This window comes from Dactylosporangium sp. CA-092794 (assembly GCF_050948465.1).
Classification (GTDB): domain Bacteria; phylum Actinomycetota; class Actinomycetes; order Mycobacteriales; family Micromonosporaceae; genus Dactylosporangium.
In genome coordinates this window covers 7213461-7231873 of record NZ_CP192044.1, presented here as the reverse complement: position 1 = coordinate 7231873, position 18413 = coordinate 7213461, and the positions used below count along the sequence as shown (strand labels likewise).

General features: G+C 73.7%; 15 protein-coding genes. 10 read left to right on the top strand and 5 right to left on the bottom strand.

What is annotated here, in order from left to right:
• Nucleotides 1-69: 69 nt before the first annotated feature.
• A complete protein-coding gene (locus tag ACQPXD_RS30865) occupies nt 70-966 on the bottom strand; it encodes a DUF6891 domain-containing protein (protein WP_432824832.1) in 897 nt (298 codons plus the stop codon).
• Between the two features lie 58 nt (nt 967-1024).
• Here ACQPXD_RS30865 and ACQPXD_RS30860 point away from each other — a divergent pair, with 58 nt between their 5' ends.
• Nucleotides 1025-2260: a D-alanyl-D-alanine carboxypeptidase family protein gene (locus tag ACQPXD_RS30860; RefSeq protein WP_432824831.1), complete on the top strand. Its 1236-nt coding sequence runs from the start codon at nt 1025-1027 to the stop codon at nt 2258-2260.
• 400 nt (nt 2261-2660) lie between these two features.
• Here the strand turns inward: ACQPXD_RS30860 and ACQPXD_RS30855 are convergent, their stop codons facing one another.
• The gene (locus tag ACQPXD_RS30855) at nt 2661-4409 is read right to left on the bottom strand and encodes an EAL domain-containing protein (protein WP_432824830.1); all 1749 of its coding nucleotides are present in this window, start codon (nt 4407-4409) and stop codon (nt 2661-2663) included.
• A gap of 88 nt (nt 4410-4497) precedes the next feature.
• Nucleotides 4498-5304, bottom strand: coding sequence for an SAM-dependent methyltransferase (locus ACQPXD_RS30850; RefSeq protein ID WP_432824829.1), 807 nt, complete (start codon nt 5302-5304; stop codon nt 4498-4500).
• 138 nt (nt 5305-5442) lie between these two features.
• Here ACQPXD_RS30850 and ACQPXD_RS30845 point away from each other — a divergent pair, with 138 nt between their 5' ends.
• Nucleotides 5443-6477: a LacI family DNA-binding transcriptional regulator gene (locus tag ACQPXD_RS30845; protein ID WP_432824828.1), complete on the top strand. Its 1035-nt coding sequence runs from the start codon at nt 5443-5445 to the stop codon at nt 6475-6477.
• Nucleotides 6478-6481: 4 nt separating this feature from the next.
• Here the strand turns inward: ACQPXD_RS30845 and ACQPXD_RS30840 are convergent, their stop codons facing one another.
• Entirely contained in the window at nt 6482-7453 is a 972-nt protein-coding gene (locus ACQPXD_RS30840) for a LacI family DNA-binding transcriptional regulator (RefSeq protein WP_432844020.1), read from the bottom strand.
• 241 nt (nt 7454-7694) lie between these two features.
• Here ACQPXD_RS30840 and araB point away from each other — a divergent pair, with 241 nt between their 5' ends.
• The 3 genes from araB to araA are packed head-to-tail and all read left to right on the top strand — an operon-like array spanning nt 7695 to nt 11439.
• Nucleotides 7695-9305, top strand: coding sequence for a ribulokinase (gene araB, locus ACQPXD_RS30835; RefSeq protein ID WP_432824827.1), 1611 nt, complete (start codon nt 7695-7697; stop codon nt 9303-9305).
• Complete coding sequence (locus ACQPXD_RS30830; RefSeq protein WP_432824826.1) at nt 9302-9961, top strand: L-ribulose-5-phosphate 4-epimerase; 660 nt, start codon at nt 9302-9304, stop codon at nt 9959-9961. Before araB ends, ACQPXD_RS30830 begins: the two co-directional genes overlap by 4 nt.
• The gene (araA, locus tag ACQPXD_RS30825) at nt 9958-11439 is read left to right on the top strand and encodes an L-arabinose isomerase (RefSeq protein ID WP_432824825.1); all 1482 of its coding nucleotides are present in this window, start codon (nt 9958-9960) and stop codon (nt 11437-11439) included. Before ACQPXD_RS30830 ends, araA begins: the two co-directional genes overlap by 4 nt.
• Here the strand turns inward: araA and ACQPXD_RS30820 are convergent.
• Nucleotides 11436-14261 carry a hypothetical protein gene (locus tag ACQPXD_RS30820; RefSeq protein ID WP_432824824.1) on the bottom strand — a complete coding sequence of 942 codons (2826 nt, stop codon included), beginning with the start codon at nt 14259-14261 and terminating at the stop codon, nt 11436-11438. The two genes, araA and ACQPXD_RS30820, sit on opposite strands and share 4 nt — an antisense overlap.
• A 50-nt stretch (nt 14262-14311) precedes the next feature.
• Here ACQPXD_RS30820 and ACQPXD_RS30815 point away from each other — a divergent pair, with 50 nt between their 5' ends.
• From ACQPXD_RS30815 to ACQPXD_RS30795, 5 genes are all read left to right on the top strand, one after another.
• The gene (locus ACQPXD_RS30815; protein WP_432824823.1) at nt 14312-14698 is read left to right on the top strand and encodes a VOC family protein; all 387 of its coding nucleotides are present in this window, start codon (nt 14312-14314) and stop codon (nt 14696-14698) included.
• A gap of 528 nt (nt 14699-15226) precedes the next feature.
• A complete protein-coding gene (locus tag ACQPXD_RS30810; protein WP_432824822.1) occupies nt 15227-16057 on the top strand; it encodes an alpha/beta hydrolase in 831 nt (276 codons plus the stop codon).
• 38 nt (nt 16058-16095) lie between these two features.
• Nucleotides 16096-16458: a tetratricopeptide repeat protein gene (locus tag ACQPXD_RS30805; protein WP_432824821.1), complete on the top strand. Its 363-nt coding sequence runs from the start codon at nt 16096-16098 to the stop codon at nt 16456-16458.
• A gap of 159 nt (nt 16459-16617) precedes the next feature.
• Nucleotides 16618-17214, top strand: a complete 597-nt coding sequence (locus ACQPXD_RS30800) for a hypothetical protein (protein WP_432824820.1) — start codon at nt 16618-16620, stop codon at nt 17212-17214.
• A gap of 254 nt (nt 17215-17468) precedes the next feature.
• Nucleotides 17469-18305 carry a helix-turn-helix transcriptional regulator gene (locus ACQPXD_RS30795; protein ID WP_432824819.1) on the top strand — a complete coding sequence of 279 codons (837 nt, stop codon included), beginning with the start codon at nt 17469-17471 and terminating at the stop codon, nt 18303-18305.
• The last annotated feature ends 108 nt before the right edge of the window (nt 18306-18413 follow it).

The window sequence follows — 18413 nt, the reverse complement described above, 5'->3', positions numbered from 1 at the left end:
CCTGCCCTGTGGGGCTTACTCCGTGGCGTCGCGCCCGGTTCACCGCTCGGCCAGGTGGCCGCGCTGGGTTTACTTTTCGGCGATCTGGGTGCGTTTACTTTTGGCGATCTGGGCGCGCAGCAGCGGCCACGCCTCGCCGGCCGGGACCCGCACCGCCGGCTCGTCGCGGAACACCGGCTCGCCGTCGGGGCCGTCCGGCAGTTCCATGATCGAGGTCGCGGCGACCAGCTCGTCGCCGTCGCGGGTGAACTCCACCGCGGCCCGGTCGCCGAAGACCTTGACCCGGGCGCCGGGCGGCAGCAGCGGCAGGTAGGCGCCGGCGAGCACGGCCGCGGACTGCGACCCGAGCGGCGGCTCGGTCGGGCCGGACCAGTCCCACCGGTCGACGCCGACGCGCTCGTCGCCGTCGGCGGGCAGCGGCGCGGGCGGTGCGGCCGCGAGCGGCCCGGTCCGGCGGACCCGCCACGCCATGCGGACCCGGATCCGGCTGGCCGGGTCGCCGTCCCAGTCCACATCGAGCCCCTCGGCCGCCAGCGCCGCCGCGACCTCCCGCCCGACGGCCGCGGTGTCGCCGTCGCCGGTCCGCGCGCCGTAGGCGACGAGCAGCCCGCCGCCCGCCGCGCAGGTGCCCTCGTCCTGGCGGTGGTAGAACGCGTACCCGCGGGCCTCGGGGCGATGGCGGAGGAGCCCGTGGATCTCGTACCGCCCGTCGCTGATCGTCGACGTGAAGCCCTCGCGGGCCAGGATGCCGTCCGCGTCGAGCCGCCGGAACGCGGCCGTGACCCGGTCGTTGTCCGTCACCGCCGGCCAGTCCGCCTGCGCGGCCAGGTGCTCGGCGAACGCCTCGGCCACCACCGGCCAGGCCCGCTCCCGATCGCCCTCGTCGGTCAGCTCGATCATGATCTCGGCGCAGGTGCGCCGGCCGAGGGTGACCTCGGTGCGTACGAACTCCTCGACCCAATCCACCCGGGCAGCCTAGCGACGCCCCCGGCGGCGCCCCGCGCGCCTCGGTAGGCTGCGCGGCATGGGAGTCTGGCGTCTCGCGGCGGCCGCGCTGGCCGCGCTGCTGCCCGCCGGTCCGGTGCCGGCGCTGGAGTCGCCGGCGGGCTCGCCGGCGGCCGGCCCGCCGGCGACGGTCGTGCCGTGTCCGTACGTGACGACGCCGACCGTCCCGCCCACGCCGTCGCCGCCCCCGCGCGACCCGGCCGCGCCGACCGTCGGCGGCGACCGGCTCGGCACGACCGGCCTGGCCGCGCCCGCCGGCGCGCCGGCGCCGCCGACCACCTCGGCGATGGCCTGGGTGGTCGCCGACCTCGACACCGGCGCCGTGCTCGGCGCCTGCGCCCCGCACGAGCGCCGCCGCCCGGCCAGCGTGCAGAAGCTCCTGCTGGCCGCGACCGTGATGCCGAAGCTCAACCCGGACCAGGTCGTCGAGGCCACCCCCGAGGACGTGGACCTGCCGGCCGACAGCTCCCTGGTCGGCATCATCGTCGGCGGGAAGTACCCGGTGTCGACGCTGTGGTACGGCCTGCTGCTGGAGTCGGGCAACGACGCCGCGACCACCCTGGCCCGCGTGGGCGGCGGCGACGGCGGGGTGCCGGCGACGATCGCCGCGATGAACGCCGAGGCGCACCGCCTCGGCGCCGACGACACGCACGCGGTCACGCCGTCCGGCTACGACGCCCCGGACCAGTTCACCAGCGCCTACGACCTGGCGCTCATCGCCCGGGAGGACTTCGGCCGCCCCGACTTCGTCAAGTACGACGCGGCGCCGGTGTTCCAGTGGCCGGCGCAGCCGCCGAAGGACCCCAAGGGCTTCCAGATCCAGAACGAGAACAAGCTGCTCACGGAGTACCCCGGAGCGTTGGGCGGCAAGACCGGCTTCACCGACGAGGCCCGGCACACCTACGTCGGCGCCGCCTCCCGCAACGGCCGCCGCCTGGTGGTGACGATCATGGGCGCGGAGATCGTGCCCGCCCGCGCCTGGAAGCAGGGCACCACGCTGCTCGACTGGGGCTTCGGTCTGCCCGCCGGCGCGTCCGTCGGCCACCTCGTCACGGCGGAGGAGGCGGCCGCCCTGCACAACCCGCCCCCGCCGAGCGCGGTCGCGGCGCCCGCGGCGGTCACCGACGGCACCCAGGCCCGCCCGGCCGGCCGCGCCGTCTCCGGCACCACCCTGGCCCTGGGCGGCGCCGCGGTCGCCCTCCTGGGCGGCGCCACGGTCGTCTTCCTCCGCGCCCGCCGCCGCTTCGGCGCCTGACCCTGCTCGCACTCCGTCACAGCTTCGTCGACGGATCGCTGACGTCGCCGCGATGCGCCGCGGCGGGCATCGCGGCGGCGGCAAGGAGGCCGCCCCGGGCCTCACCGTCCCGGGCCTCACCGCCCCGGGCCTCACCACCTCGCGCGCGGGCCCGGAAGGCGACCGTAAGTCTCCGTGATCATGACGGAGTCACCGAGCGCACCACGTGTTTTCATGATCGCGGAGTGGAAGTGTACCTATAGGTACCATATGTCTCCACGATCATGAAAAGCCTGGGTGTCGTCGTGGGCGGGTGCATGATCGCGGAGAGTTGTGGCGCCAGCGGCCAGCCGCTAGCCGCCAGCGGCGGCGCCCGTGCTGGGGCGGTTGGTGGGCGGGCAGGGCCGGGGGCGGCGGCGCGCTATGCGGCTGGGCGGTCGGGTGGGAAGGCCAGGCCGAACAGGGTGTCGGCGGCGTCGGCGACCATCGGGATGCCCAGGGCGCGGCCCAGCGCGTGGTCGCACTCGAGCACCTGCAGCGCGGTGGCCTGGTCGCGCTGGTCGACGCCGGTCGCGGTGACCGAGATCGACAGGTCGTGGAACATCGCGATGAGCCACGTCGCCATCGAGAGGTTTGAGCGGTGGGACGGGGCGGTCGGGGTCAGTGCGGTGATGAGCTGCGGGTCCAGGCGGACGCTGTGCACCGGGGTCGCGGCCAGGTTGGCGTGGCCCATGCCCACGTCCGTCACCGCCAGGCGGACGCCGATGCGGTCCAGGCCGTCCAGCGCGAAAGCGATCGCGTCCGTCGGGTCGTGCAGCGCCTGCTCGGGGACCGCCAGGTGCAGCTTCGCCGGGGGCAGGCCGGTGCCGTCCAGCGCGGCGACGACCGTGCTGAGCAGGTCCGGGTGGCGCAGCTGGGCGGCGGTCAGGTCGAGGCTGACCAGCGGGGCCGTCTCGGTGTGCTGCCAGGCCGCGGCGCGGGCGCAGGCGTCGGCGAGCAGGCGGTGGCCGAGCGGGATCAGCAGGCCGCTCTGCTCGGCCAGGGCCAGCAGTTCGGCGCCCGGGACCGGGCCGGTCGCGGGGTGGACCCAGCGGGGCAGCGCGTGCATGCCCACGATCGCGTGGTCCTCGAGGCGGACGATCGGCTGGTAGGCCAGGGTGACCGCGCCGGCGGAGATCGCGTCGGCCAGGGCGTTGGCGCGCTGGTGGCGGCGCAGGTGGGCGGTGGCGCGGCCGGGGTTGTAGAGCGCCCAGGCCGTCTCGTCGTGGCGGGCCCAGTCCAGCGCCATCGCCGCCTCGCGCAGCAGCTCGCCCGCGCCGGCGCCGGACGCGGCGCGCTCGACGACGCCGGCGCGGCCGGCGACGGGGATGTCGTGCCAGGGGCTGGGCAGGGCGTGCAGGGCCGCGTCGGCGGCCTTGATCGCGTCGTCGGGGCCGGTGGTGTCCGGCACGACGAGCACGAACGTGTCGCCGCCGAGGTGGGCCAGCTGGTCGCCGCGCTCGGCGGCCAGGGCGCGCAGCCGCTCGGCGACGCCGATGAGCAGCACGTTGCCGGCGTCGTGGCCGAGCAGCTGGTTGACCGCCCCGAAGCGGCGCAGGTTGATCACGCACACGCCGAGCCGGGCGGAGGGCACGACGGCGGCGGTGAGGCCGTCGAGGAGGGTGGTGAGGGCGGCGCGGTTGGGCAGGCCGGTGAGCGGGTCGTGCAGCAGGGCGTGGCGGACCTGGCCCTCCAGCTCGCGCTGGCGGTCGCGCCAGGCGGCGCGCTCGCCGCGGTTGATCGACTCGGCGGCGGCCCACACCTGGGCGCGCATGGCGGTGGCGAAGCCGTGGGCGAACTCGTCGAGCAGCTGCGCCAGGCGGTCCCCGGCGGCGGCGGTCAGGCCGGCCGCGGGGAGCAGGCCCTCGCGCAGCACGCGCAGGCTGACCGCGAGGATGCGCGGGTCGGCCATCGAGGCGTACACCATGTCCTGGCCGACGCCGTAGCCGGCCCGGCGGTCGAAGTCCGGGCTGCGCAGCGCGGCGACGAGCCGGTCGGCGAAGCCTTCCAGCAGCCCGCGGCGCCGGGAGCGGCCGCCGCGCACGAAGCTGGTGCCTTCGGGCAGCGCGCGGTTCCAGGTGGCGGCGAACGCGGCGAGGGCCGGGCCGGCGGGATGTGCGGGCTCCGTCATGCGGGCAGCCTTTCCTGGACTGTGTGCAGCAGGTAATTATTGCTGCACACGCCGGGGGACATCCAGCCTTACCCGTATTACTCGCGCATCACGCGGGATCTTTGCGCGCGACGGCGGCGAACACGGCCGGCTGCGGCGGCTCGTCGTCCTCGGGGTCGGGGCGCCAGTCGGTGATCGGCACCAGGCCCGGCTCGACCACGGTGAAGCCGTCGATCAGGCCGACCACCCGCTCGGGGGTGCGCACGTGTATCGCGGTCGGGGTGCGCTGGTAGAGGGTTTTGACCTGGTCCTGGGCGTCGGCCTGGGCGCCGGCCGGGATGCCGTGGGACAGCGCGACGTAGCTGCCGGACACGGCGGCCTCGTCGAACTGCCGGACGATCGCGCCCGGGTCGTCGTCGTCGGGCACGAAGTGCAGCACAGCCATGAGCAGCAGCGCCACCGGCTCGGAGAAGTCCAGCAGGCCGAGGACCTCGGGGTGGGCGAGGATCTCGTCCGGGCGGCGCAGGTCGCCGCTGATCGCGATGGCGTGCGGGTTGCCGGCCAGGATGTGCCGGCTGTGGGCGACCGCGACGGGGTCGATGTCGACATACGCCACCCGGGCGTCGGGGATCATGGCCTGCGCGACCTCGTGCACGTTGCCCAGCGTCGGGATGCCCGAGCCGATGTCGAGGAACTGCCGCACGCCGAGCCCGGCCAGGAACTGCACGGCGCGGCCCAGATACGACCGGTTGGCGTGGGCCAGCTGGTAGATGCCCGGCCAGGCCCGCTGCGCCTCCTCGGCGAACTCGCGGTCGACCTGGAAGTTGTGGAACCCGCCCAGCGTGTAGTCGTAGACGCGGGCCGCGTTGGGCGTGGTGATGTCCACGCCTTCCGGCACCCACTCCGGCAATCCCACAGCGATCTCCCGTCGCTCGCCCCGTCCTGCCGCCCGACATTACATCGACCGGTGTGCTCCACAGTGGACGCGCCGGGCGGAGGTTCCGCGCGCCGCCGGCCCGGGCAGCGCTAACATCGGCAGCGGCAGGGGAGGGACATGCGCGCTAGCAGCCACAACCGGGCCGCCGTGATGAACGACGTGGCCCGGCTCGCCGGCGTCTCCCATCAGACGGTGTCCCGCGTCCTCAATGATCATCCCAGCGTGAGCCCGGCCACCCGCGAGCGGGTGCTCGAGGCGGTGCGCCAGCTCAACTACCGGCCCAACGCGATGGCCCGCGGGCTGGCCGGCCGCCGGTCGCGGGTGGTGGGCGTGGTCTCGTTCGACACCATCCTCTACGGCCCGGCGTCCACGCTGCTGGGCATCGAGCGGGCCGCCCGCGCGGCCGGCTACGGGGTCAGCATCGTCACGCTCGAGCACGTCGACCACGCCGGGATGGTGTCGGCGCTGAGCGCGCTGGCCGACCAGTCGGTGGCCGGTGTCGTGGTCATCGCCCCGCAGACGGCGGCCGCGGCGGCGCTGCACAACATGCCGCTGGGCATGGCCGCGGTGGCCGTCGAGTCCGACGTCGGCGGGGAGATCCCGGCGATCTCCGTCGACCAGGTCACCGGCGCCCGGATGGCGGTGCAGCACCTGATCGAGCTGGGCCACCGCCGGGTGTGGCACCTGTCCGGCCCGCGGGACTGGCTGGAGACCCACGGCCGGATCGAGGGCTGGCGGACCGCCCTGGCCGAGGCCGGCCTGGCCGCGCCGAAGCTGATGACCGGCGACTGGAGCGCCCGCTCCGGCTACGCCGCCGGCCTGGAGCTGGCGGCCCGCGGCGATGTGACCGCCGTGTTCGCCGGCAACGACCAGATGGCGCTGGGGATGATGCGCGCCTTCCACGAGCGCGGCATCCACGTGCCCGACGACGTGAGCATCGTCGGCTTCGACGACATTCCCGAGGCCGAGTTCCTCTCGCCGCCGCTGACCACCATCCGGCAGGACTTCGACGAGGTCGGGCGCCGCTGCATCGCCGCGCTGCTGCGGCTCATCGAGGCCGACCTGCCCGACGGCCCCGACCGGCCCTCGCCCGATCCCCGGGTGGCGCCCACCCTGATCCTGCGCCGCAGCAGCGCCGCGCCGCGCTCCTGAGCGTTCACCGCGCCGAGGCGCGCACCACCAGGTGCGGGCAGAGGTGGACCGGCGGCGGTGCCGGTGCGCCGGTCAGCCGGGCCAGCAGCAGGGCGACGCTGCGCCGGCCGAGCTCGGCGAAGTCCTGGTGGACCGTGGTCAGCGGGGGCAGGAAGTAGCCGGACTCCGGGGTGTCGTCGAAGCCGACCACGCTCACCCCGGCCGGCGCCGGGCGGCCCGCCTCGTGGAAGGCGCGCAGCACGCCGAGCGCGATGTGGTCGTTGCCGCAGAACACCGCCGTGACCCGCGGGTCGGCGGCCAGCCGCTGGCCGCGCAGGTAGCCGGAGCGGGCGCTCCAGTCGCCGGGCTGGGTCGGCGGCTCCGGCGCGCCCGCGGCGTGCAGCGTGCGCCGCCAGCCGTCCATGCGATCGCGGGCCTCCGGCCAGTCGGCCGGGCCGGGCACGTGGTGTACCGTCGCGTGACCCAGCTCCAGCAGGTGACCGGTGGCCAGGCTCGCGCCCCGCACGTTGTCCACCCGCAGCATCGGCACCGGGCCGTCGTCGGCGCCGCCGACCCCGACCGCCGGGGTGCCGGCCGGCGCCTGGGTCAGCGCATCGGCGACGGAGTTCTTCGGCGCGATCGCGATGATCCCCTCGACCGCCTGCGCGCACAGCTGCTCCATCGCGTCGAGCACGGCGTGGCGCTCCAGCGAGCGCACCGTGGCGATGCTGACGTAGTAGCCGGACTCCCGGGCCGCGGTCTCGATGCCGTAGATCATCGACGCCGGTCCGGCCAGGGTCGTCTCGAAGCCGATCAGGCCGATCGTGCCGGACCGGCTGGTGACCAGGGTGCGCGCGGCGAGGTTGCGGCGGTAGTTGAGCACCCGGACCGCGTCCAGGACCCGCTCGCGGGTGGCGGCGCTCACGTTCGGCAGGTCGTTGAGGACCCGGGACACCGTCTGGTGCGACACCCCGGCCAGCCGGGCGACGTCGCGCAGGCCGGCCTTGCGCAGCCGCGGCTCGACCACGTCCGGGCCGGGGGCGGCGCCGCTGTGCGCGACCGGGCCCGGGCGCCCGCGGTCCGGTCCGATCGCTGCGGCCACGCCGTGTCTCCCTCTGCCAACTTTGCGACCGGCGCTACTTGACGCCCGTCATGAGAACGCTAACACTCTCGAAATACCGCCGCTGCTGTCGTCATCGGCGGGCCGATGTGAACGTTAACCAACGGAGGGGCGGACTGTGCGATACGTAGTCGGCGTCGACTTCGGCACCCTGTCCGGTCGCGCCGTCGTGGTGCGGGTCGCGGACGGGGCGGAGGTCGGCACCGCGGTCCACGAGTACCGGCACGGCGCCGTCGAGCGCACCCTGCCCGCCACCGGCCGGGCGCTGCCGCCGCACTGGGCGCTGCAGATCCCGGCGGACTGGGTCGGCGTGCTGCGCCACGCCGTCCCGGCCGCGGTGGCGGCGGCCGGCGTCGACCCGGCGGCGGTGATCGGGATCGGCACCGACTTCACCGCCTGCACGTTCCTGCCGGTGCTCGCCGACGGCACGCCGCTGTGCGAGGTGCTGCCGGAGGAGCCGCACGCGTACCCGAAACTCTGGAAACACCACGCGGCGCAGGGCCAGGCCGACCGGATCAACGACCTCGCGGCTTCCCGCGGCGAGTTCTGGCTTTCCCGGTACGGCGGGAAGCTCTCCGCCGAGTGGCAGCTGGCCAAGGCGCTGCAGGTGCTGGAGGAGGCGCCGGAGATCTACGCGCGGGCCGAGCGGTTCATCGAGGCGGCCGACTGGATCGTGTGGCAGCTGGCCGGCGCCGAGACGCGCAACGCCTGCACCGCCGGCTACAAGGGCGTGTTCCAGGACGGGACGTACCCGTCGAAGGACTTCCTCGCGGCGCTGCACCCGGGCCTCGGCGACTGGGTGTCCAAGGTGGACGGTCCGCTCGCACCGCTGGGCGGCCGGGCCGGCTCGCTCACCGCGCGGGCCGCCGCGTGGACCGGGCTCCCCGAGGGCATCGCGGTGGCGGTCGGCAACGTCGACGCGCACGTGACCGCGCCGGCCGCCAAGGCCGTCGAGCCGGGGCAGCTGGTGGCCATCATGGGCACGTCCACCTGCCACGTGATGAGCGGTGCCGACCTGGCCGACGTGCCCGGCATGTGCGGCGTGGTGCGGGACGGCATCATCCCCGGGCTGTGGGGGTACGAGGCCGGCCAGTCGGGCGTCGGCGACATCTTCGGCTGGTTCGTGGACACGCTGCTGGCCGGCGGCACCACGCACCAGCGGCTGACCGAGCTGGCCGCGGCGCAGCGGCCCGGCGAGCACGGCCTGGTCGCGCTGGACTGGCACAACGGCAACCGGTCCGTGCTGGTCGACCACGGCCTGTCCGGCGTGATCGTCGGGCAGACCCTGGCCACCCGGCCCGAGGACGTCTACCGGGCGCTGGTCGAGGCGACGGCCTTCGGCACGCGCACGATCGTCGAGGCGCTGGAGTCCTCCGGCGTGCCGGTGACCTCGTTCATCGCCGCGGGGGGCCTGCTGCGCAACGCGTTGCTGATGCAGGTCTACGCGGACGTGCTGCGCCGGCCGATCTCGGTGATCGGCTCGGAGCAGGGCCCGGCCCTGGGTTCGGCGATGCATGCCGCCGTCGCCGCGGGGGCCTATCCGGACATCCGGGCCGCCGCGGCGGCGATGGGCAAGGTCGTCGCCGACGCCTACGTCCCCGACGCCTCGGCCGCGGACACCTATGACGCGCTGTATGCCGAATATCGGGCGTTGCACGACTATTTCGGACGTGGAGGGAACGACGTGCTGCACCGGCTGCGGGCGCTGCGCGAGGAGGTGTCCCGGTGATCGGGCGGCTGCGCGCCGAGGTGTGCGCCCTGCACGCCGAGCTCATCCGGTGGGGCCTGGTCACCTGGACCGCCGGGAACGTCTCGGCCCGGGTGCCCGGCGAGGACCTGCTCGTGATCAAGCCCTCCGGGGTCGGCTACCACGAGCTGACCCCGGACACGATGGTCGTCTGCGACCTCAAGGGCAAGCTCGTCGAGGGCGAGCACGCCCCGTCGTCGGACACCGAGGCGCATGCCTACGTGTACCGGCACATGCCGCATGTCGGCGGGGTCGTGCACACGCACAGCCCGTACGCGACCGCCTGGGCCGCCCGCGGCGAGCCGATCCCGTGCTCGATCACGGCGATGGCGGACGAGTTCGGCGGCGACATCCCGGTCGGGCCGTTCGCGCTGATCGGCTCCGACGCGATCGGGCGGGGGATCGTCGAGACGCTGTCCGGGCACCGCTCGCCGGCCGTGCTGATGCGCCAGCACGGGCCCTTCACCATCGGTACCACCGCGAAAGCCGCCGTCAAGGCGGCCGTGATGTGCGAGGACGTGGCGCGGACCATGCACCTCGCCCGGCAGCTCGGCCCCGTGGAGCGGCTGCCCGCCCAGGCGGTCGACGCGCTGCACGACCGGTACACGAACGTTTACGGCCAGAGAGGCGTGCGATGACGCAGGAGATTTGGTTCCTCACCGGCAGCCAGGGCCTCTACGGCCCGGAGACCCTGGAGCAGGTGGCGTCGCAGTCGCGCCGGATCGCCGCGCGGCTCGGCGAGGCGCCCGACATCGGACCGCGGATCGTGTGGAAACCGGTGCTCACCTCGGCCGCCGACATCCTGCGGGTCTGCCTGGAGGCCGGCAACGACCCGGACGTCATCGGCGTCATCGCCTGGATGCACACCTTCTCCCCGGCCAAGATGTGGATCGCCGGGCTGGACGCGCTGCGCGTGCCGCTGCTGCATCTGCACACCCAGGCCAATGTGGTACTGCCCTGGGCCGACATCGACATGGACTTCATGAACCTCAACCAGGCCGCGCACGGCGACCGCGAGTTCGGATACATCCAGTCCCGGCTCGGCGTGGCCCGCAAGACCGTCGCCGGGCACGTGTCCGACGAGCGCGTCACCCGGCGCATCGGCGCCTGGGCCCGCGCCGCCGCCGGCTACGCGGCGATGCGCTCGCTGCGCCTGGTCCGCTTCGGCGACAATATGCGTAACGTGGCCGTGACCGAGGGCGACAAGGTGGAGGCGCAGCTGCGCTTCGGCGTGTCCGTGAACACCTACGGCGTCAACGACCTCGTCGAGGCGGTCGACGCCGCCCTCGACGCCGAGGTCGACCGCCTCGTCAAGGAGTACGCCGACACCTATCGGGTCGCCGCCGCGCTGCTCGGCGAGCGCGCCGACTCGCTGCGCTACGCCGCCCGCATCGAGCTCGGCCTGCGCGCGTTCCTGGAGGCCGGCGGGTACCGCGCCTTCACCACCAACTTCGAGGACCTCGGCGGCCTGCGGCAGCTGCCCGGCCTGGCCGTGCAGCGGCTGATGGCCGACGGCTACGGCTTCGGCGGCGAGGGCGACTGGAAGACCTCCGTGCTCGTGCACACGCTCAAGGCGATGGCGCCCGGCGGCGGTACCTCCTTCATGGAGGACTACACCTACGACCTCACGCCCGGTGACGAGGTCATCCTCGGCGCGCACATGCTCGAGGTCTGCCCCTCCATCGCGGCCGGCACCCCGTCCTGCGAGATCCACCCGCTGGGCATCGGCGGCCGCGAGGACCCGGTGCGGCTCGTCTTCGACGCCGCACCCGGCCCCGCCGTCGTGCTCGGCCTGGCCGACCTGGGGGAGCGGTTCCGCCTCGTGGCCAACGAGATCGACGTCGTGCCGCCCGGCGCGCCGCTGCCCCGGCTGCCCGTCGCCCGGGCCGTCTGGCGCCCCCGTCCGTCCCTCGGTGTCTCCGCGGAGGCGTGGCTGACCGCGGGCGGCCCGCACCACACCGTGCTGTCCCAGGCCGTCGGCGTCGAGGAGCTGCACGACCTCGCCGAGATGGCCGGCACCGAGCTGCTCGTCATCGACGCCGCGACCACGACCCGCGAGTTCGCCAAGGAGATCCGCTGGAACGCGGCCTACTACCGGCTGGCCCGCGGCTTCTAGCTCTCCTCCAGCTGGGGTACCTCGGTGATCCAGGTCCGGCCGGCCGGCGGCAGCGGTGAGGCGCCCTTGGCGTAGGTGGCGATGCCGGTCATCAGCCCCGGCCACAGGGAGCCGCGCCAGCGGCCGCCGAACGGCGTCAGCAGGACCAGGCGCCGGCCGTTCCACCAGCCGTGCGTTTCGGTTCCGGCGGTACCCCGGACCGTGACGTGGGTGTCCGGGAAGTCCCGGAGCAGGTCCAGCACCAGCAGCGTCGTGCGGCGCGGGTCCTTCGTGGTCTCCACCAGCACCCCGCCGCCGTCGCCGCGCTGGACCACTCCCACCGACCCGGGGATGGCGTCGACGGCGTCGTCGAACGCCGAGCGGACCAGCAGCTCCCCGGCGTCGGCGGTGATGTCCTCGGCGCGGAACCGCTCGCCGAGCACCGCGCCGGCCAGCCCGTCGGCGTACCGCTCGACGAGATCCTGGGGCGCCTCCTGGTCGAGCCGCACGGCTGCCCGCAGGTCCTCGAACCCGGCCAGCGGCGCCAGCAGGTGCCCGTGGTGCACGGCCGCGATCCCGACCGTGGCCAGCGCCGCCTGCTCGGCCGCGAACGCCTCGTCGCCGGCCGCGATGAGCGAGTCGAGCCCGGCGGCGACGAGCGGGGTCCAGTCCTGCGGCGCGGGCCAGAGCCCGCCCGCGGCGAGCACCAGCACGACCCGGAACGCGGCGAGCCGCGCGGGCAGCGGCCACCCGACGGCCGCGCCACCGAGCCGCAGCACCTGCTGGCGGACCTGGTCCCGCCGCGCCGGCTCGAGGGCCCCGATCACCGCCGCCAGCCCGGCCTCGCCTCCTGCGGCGCCACCTGCGTTCCCGCTGCTCTGTGCCGCGGTGCCGCCTGTGTTCCCGCCGCCGCTCTGTCCTGCGGCGCCGTCTACGTTCCCGCTGCTCTGTCCTGCGGCGTTGCCGGTGTTTCCGCCGCTCTGTGCCGCAACGCCGCCTATGTTCCCGCCGCCGCTCTGTCCTGCGGCGGCTGTCCCCGCTGCACCGCTTGTTCCCGTCGCGAGGGCGTTGGTTCCTTCCGGATTTATCGTGTTTTGTCCGGATTTGTCGGTTCCGGTGGTACGGATCACGGTCCGGCCGAAGGCGAGGTCGAGCAGGGCGGGCCCGACGATGCTGCGCAGGCGGGCCTCCTCGCGGGCGCGGCGCTGCGCCGGCGGCTCGCCGTGGCGCGCGGTCCGTCCCGAGGCGAGCTGGGCGATCGCCGCGAACAGCGCATCGAGCCGGCCCGGGTCGGCGAGCACGGCCGCCACGGACAGCGACTCCAGCGGCGACGGATGGCTGAACCGGGTAACGGCCCCGACCACGTCCGTGACGAGCACCGTGCCCAGCTCGGCACCGTCCGCCGCACGCACCTGGGCGGTGCGGGTCTCCAGGGCGGGAGCCTCGGTGGAGTACACGTGCAGCCTGCCCTCGGCACCCGTCCACGGCAGCTTGATCGCCGCCTCGCCGGCGCTCACCACGAGCCCGTCGGGCGCCGTCGTGCCGGGCGCCACCAGGCTCGCCTCGACGCGGTCGCCGTGCAGGCGCACGCCGAGCACACGCGGGACGGGCGGCGGGAGCGTCTCGGCCGGACATACCCGAAGGTCCGGGTCGTCCAGGGCGGTTTCACGCGCCTCGGGCACGTCGAGGAGCGAGGCGGTCACCTCTTGGAGCAGCGCGAGCTCGCAGTTGCCGCCGGGGTCGGCGCTCGTACACAGCAGCGCCTCGGGCGTGCAGTCCAGGCCGCCGCTGACCAGGACCCCCGCGCCATCGGCCCACCATTCGAGGGCGCCGATCTGCAGGTACGGCTGCGACGTCGGCGTCTGCAAGCTGACCTGAGCCGCCGCCGGATTCGCGGGCGCCGCCGGATTCGACGGCGCTGGCCCGCCCGGCGGCAGTTCCGTGACGCGCCCCGCCAGCGCGCGGGTCAGGCCGTCGGGATCGCAGCGCACACCGGCGGGGAGCAGGACGCGGACCCGGGCCGGGCGCACGTTCGTCATGATCTCGGCCAGCGCCCGCCCGGCCGGGTCGAACGCGGCCGCGCTCACGCTCAGCCGGTCGGCACCGGACGGGAACGGCAACTGCTCGACGATCGGTACCAGGTCGTTGGTCAGCAGCAGCGGCTCATCCGGCTCGGCGACGTGCGGCCGGGCGGTCAGCAGCCGGGCGACCGCAGCGAGCCGCTCAACGCCCATCGGCTCGATCCACAGCTGCTCGGGCAGGCGCACCAGCCACTCGGCGAGGTCCGTGACCAGCGTCGGCACCGTCGCCCCGCCGACGTTCAGGTGAGTCCACGCGGTCGCGCCGCCCTGCCAGCCGTCGGCGGTCGCGTCTCCGGAGCCGATCGAGATCGCCGCCGCGCTCGGTGACGCGGAGATTACGACCCGCGCCCGGAACGCCCCGCCGGAGCGGCACACGACCGGAATCGGCAGCAGGTCGTCGACCGGTGACCCTCCGTCACGCATTACCGAATTACCGACGATGCTGCCCGTTACCGGATTGCCGGTCGCGTCCTTTGCCGGATTACCGGCCATGCCGGTTGCCGGATTGCCGGTCGCCCCGATTGCCAGATTACCGATTGCCGGATTGTCGGTTGGCGGATTGGCGGTCGTGGCGTCGTACAACACCGTGATCCGCGCCCCGGCCGCCCGCGCGGGCCGCACGCACTCCTCGACGAACGCCAGGTCACAGTGGTGGGTGAGAATCAGCACCTCTTCGGCGCCGCCGAGTAACGGCGCGGGCGTCTGCGTCTGCGTCTGCGGGCTGTCGGCCGAGGCCGTCCACACCGGGCCAGCTGTCAGCAACCTTCGGCTCCCTTCGGCGGCAACACCCTTGTCACATATACCTTGACGCAATGACGGTCCGCATCAGGCACATCACGATCGACTCCGCCGACCCGTACCGCCTGTCCCTCTTCTGGACTGCGGTCACCGGTTACACCGAGCAACCCAACGATCCCAACTTGCCCACACATGATCAGGCGCTCATCCTCGCCCCGGACGGCTCCGCCGGCCTGCTGTTCATCCGCGTCCCCGAGCCCAAGTCCGGCAAGAACCGTGTCCACCTCGACGTACAGCCGCTGGACGCGACCCGCGACGCGGAGGTCGAGCGCGTGCTTGCCTTGGGCGCCTCTCTCGTCAGTGATTTCAGACGCCCCGACGGTACCGGCTGGGCCGTGATGGCTGATCCGGAGGGCAACGAGTTCTGCATCGAGCGCAGCGCCGCCGAGCGCCTGGAATGACCCACGCCCTCCGCGATCGGCCGTTCGTCGTCGCGCCGTGGCCCTTTGGCGGTCGCGCTGTCACCCGCTGGTCACCCGCTGTTTGCCGGTGACCCTGGGGCCGCGATCGGTCGTCGCCGCCGACCCCCGGGTGTGGCGCGAGGCGGCGGACGGTGCGGATGCCGCACCCGCCGGGCACGACCTCCGATCCGCCCGGCCGGGCCGGCGGCTGAAATTGTCCGTGATCATGATGCCCGCGGTGACCGCACCACGGGTTTGCCATGATCCCGGAACCTTTCGGTACACAGGGGTACATCAGCACTCCATGATCATGAAAAACCCTTGGTGTCGACGCCGGGTTGCGCATGATCGCGGAGACTTCCGGTCCCTGCGCCGTGCCTCGCGGCGTGCCGCGCCCGATATGTGGTCACCCGGAGCCCGGGCCCACGGACGGTCGTGAGCCGGTTACGGTCGGGCCACCCCGACCTGCGGCGGGCCGGGCGCGCGCGGTGCCTTGCGGAGGGCTGCAACCGAGCGCACCATGCTGCCATGCAGCGCGATGAACTCACGCTTACGGGCGGTGGCGGCGTCCAGATCGTATACGACGCCTGGCTCCCCAAGTCGGACACGACCGGTGTCGCCGTGCTCACGCACGGTATGGGCGAGCACGCCCGGCGGTACGACCACGTCATCGCGCGGCTCGGTGACCTCGGTCTCGCCGTGTACGCGCCTGATCACCGTGGGCACGGGCGCTCCGGTGGCCGGCGCCTGCTCGCCCGCCGTATCGCGGAGTACACGGACGACCTCGATCTGCTGTTCGCCGAGGTGCGGCGGCGCCACCCCGGCCAGGTGCCGTTCCTGATCGGGCACAGCATGGGCGCGATGGTCGCCCTGGCGTATGCGCTCGATCACCAAGCGGAGCTGCGCGGCCTCGTCATCTCCGGCACGCCTGTCGTGCCGGGCAAGGGCATCCCCAAGCCGGCAATCGCGGTGGCGAAGGTCCTCGGCCGCATCGCGCCCGGCGCACCGGTGCAGTCGCTGCCGTCCAGCCTGATCTCGAAGGACCCGGCGGTCGTCGCGAAGTACGACGCCGACCCGCTCGTGCACCACGGCAAGGTGCCGGCCGGCCTCGGCGGCGCGATGCTCACCCAGATGGCCGTCTTCCAACGCCGCCTGCCGGAGCTCACGCTGCCCACGCTGGTGCTGCACGGCTCGGAGGACGGCCTCGTCGACGCCGAGTCCAGCCGGCTCATCGCCGAGCGGGCCGGATCGAAGGACCTGACACTCCACGTGTACGAGGGACTACACCACGAGGTGTACAACGAACCGGAACAGGACCGCGTCCTCGACGACCTCGTAGGGTGGATAAAGGCTCACTGAGGGAACAACCCCGGCCCGGCGACGCGTTGCAACCTGCCATGAACGACGTGATCGCCGAGTACCGCAGGGGAGTCCTCTATTTCGACGCCGGTGACCCGATCGAGGCGGCGAAGATCCTGTCCACCGTCCTGGACGAAGAGCCCACCAACGCCGAGGTGCGGCTGTGGCTGGCGCGCGCCTATTTCGCGTCCGCGCAGCTCAACCGGGCCGAGCAGCACCTGCGCACGCTGGTCGACCGGGACCCGAGCGACCACTACGCGTGCCACCTGCTGGGCCGTACCCTCGAGCGGCAGAGCCGCCCGAAGGAGGCGCTGCCGTTCCTGCGCCTGGCCGCGGCGATGTCCCCGGTTCCCGATTATTCGGCGGCGGTACGCAGGGTAGCCGGCTCCACCGGTTGCTGATGATCGGCCGTAGCCGGCTCCGTTCGCTGCCGATGATTGACCGTGCCGCTCCGTCGCCAGCCGACTATTGGCTGTAGCGGGTGCCATCGATTGCTGATAATCCGATTCGGTCAACCCCGGGGGCAGCGCGCCGACCGGTGATCGCTTACCGTGCCACTCGTGAATCGCTATCCGTGGGGCGCGCTGTTCAAGGGAATCTGGCGGACGCTGGTCGCGCTGGCCGTCACCACGGCTTTCGTCGTCCTCACCGGCACCGTGGCCGGCGGCCGCGGCTTCACGTGGCTCGCGATCGGCTCCGCGCTGTCGCTGTTCGCCGCCGTGCCCGGCTACCTGCTGTACCGCTTCGGCGCCCCCGACCACAACGCCGGCAACCGGGTCGTCATGCTCCTGGTGCTGACGTTCGCGTCGTGGCTGGCGGCGCTGCTGGTGCTGCCCGCGTACATGTCGCGGCAGGGCACGCCGACCGACGCCGTGGTCACCCAGGTCGGGCGCGGCCTGAGCGGCGTGTCGGAGCAGCAGTTCCCGGTGTACGAGGTCGCCGACCGCGCCACCGGCAAGGACCTCGGCAAGCTGCGCTTCCTCGACGCGGAGCCGAAGGTCGGCGAGAAGATCCGGGTCCGCGTCGACCCGCGCGGCTGGTTCAACGTCACCGTCTCCGACCCGACCGGCCGATTCACCAAGCTCACCGCCCTGATCGTCGCCGTGCTGGGCCTGGTCGCCTTCATCCTCGGCGCCGGCGGGCACATGCCCGACTGACCCCGGCGCCAGGGGAGCGGATACCCGGCGGTCCTCAACACCACCGTCAACCGTCAGCGGATTGCCGGTAATTCGCAATTCAGTAATTCAAGGCCGGGAGGGAACTTCCGGCGGCGTCGGCAGCGGCGCGTTCGGGGCGGGGTGGGGTGGGCGGCGGCGCGTTCGGCGCAGGGCCGGCGTTCGGGCCGGGTGGGAGTGGCGCTCCTTGGCTGAGCACTGGCCGCGAACCCCGCATACGGCCCACGATTGATCCCATGCAGCGCGACGACCTGGCCGACTTCATCCGCCGGCGGCGGCTTGCCATCCAGCCGGGCGACGTCGGGCTCGCCGAGGGGCCGCGCCGGCGGACCGCTGGGTTGCGGCGGGAGGAGGTGGCGCTGCTGGCCGGCATGTCGACGGACTATGTCGTGCGGCTCGAGCAAGGGCGCAGCGCCCAGCCGTCGGCGCAGATGCTCAACGCGCTGGCCCGGGCGTTGCGGCTCAGTGACGACGAGCGCGACCACCTCTTTCACCTCGCCGGGCATCGGCCGCCGCCGTCCGCCGGTGCCGAGGCGCACGCGCGGGCCGGGCTGCTGCGCATGCTCGACCTGCTCGGCGACACGCCCGCGCACGTCATGTCCGACCTCGGTGAGACGCTGGCGCAGAACCGCATGGCGGCCCTGCTGCTCGGCGACGGCAGACGGTTCCGTGGCGACGAGCGTTACCACGCGTATCGGTGGTTCACCGATCCGTCGCAGCGCGCCCTGCATCCCGAGGACGAGCAGGAGCGTCACGCTCGGGTCATCGTCGCGGACCTGAGAGCGGCAGCGGCCCGCCGTCACGGTGATGCCGATGTGGTACGCCTCGTGGGCCGCCTCAAGGCCGCCAGCCCCGAGTTCGCCGCCCGGTGGGACGAGCACGAGGTGCAGGTCCGCCGCGCCGACCGTAAACGGATCCGCAATCCGCAGGTCGGGCTGGTACACGTCGACTGCGAGACCCTGGTGACCCCCGACCAGCGGCAAACGCTCATCGTGCTGACCCCGACACAGGGCACGGACGCGGCCGAGAAGCTCGCGCTGCTCTCCGTGGTCGGCACGCAACAGTTCGCCTGAGCCCGGCGGTGCCGGCGGGCCGCGACCGCACGCCGCGCCGAGGCGGAAAACGGGGCGAACCGGCGGGCCGAGGCGGATAACGGGCGCCGGTGGACCGTGAACCGGCGG

Excerpts from the sequence above, each read along its gene's own strand:
- ACQPXD_RS30860 (WP_432824831.1), top strand. The coding sequence starts at position 1,025 with ATGGGAGTCTGGCGTCTCGCGGCGGCCGCGCTGGCCGCGCTGCTGCCC.
- ACQPXD_RS30855 (WP_432824830.1), bottom strand. The coding sequence starts at position 4,409 with ATGACGGAGCCCGCACATCCCGCCGGCCCGGCCCTCGCCGCGTTCGCC.
- ACQPXD_RS30845 (WP_432824828.1), top strand. The coding sequence starts at position 5,443 with ATGCGCGCTAGCAGCCACAACCGGGCCGCCGTGATGAACGACGTGGCC.
- araA (WP_432824825.1), top strand. The coding sequence starts at position 9,958 with ATGACGCAGGAGATTTGGTTCCTCACCGGCAGCCAGGGCCTCTACGGC.
- ACQPXD_RS30815 (WP_432824823.1), top strand. The coding sequence starts at position 14,312 with ATGACGGTCCGCATCAGGCACATCACGATCGACTCCGCCGACCCGTAC.
- ACQPXD_RS30810 (WP_432824822.1), top strand. The coding sequence starts at position 15,227 with ATGCAGCGCGATGAACTCACGCTTACGGGCGGTGGCGGCGTCCAGATC.
- ACQPXD_RS30805 (WP_432824821.1), top strand. The coding sequence starts at position 16,096 with ATGAACGACGTGATCGCCGAGTACCGCAGGGGAGTCCTCTATTTCGAC.
- ACQPXD_RS30795 (WP_432824819.1), top strand. The coding sequence starts at position 17,469 with ATGCAGCGCGACGACCTGGCCGACTTCATCCGCCGGCGGCGGCTTGCC.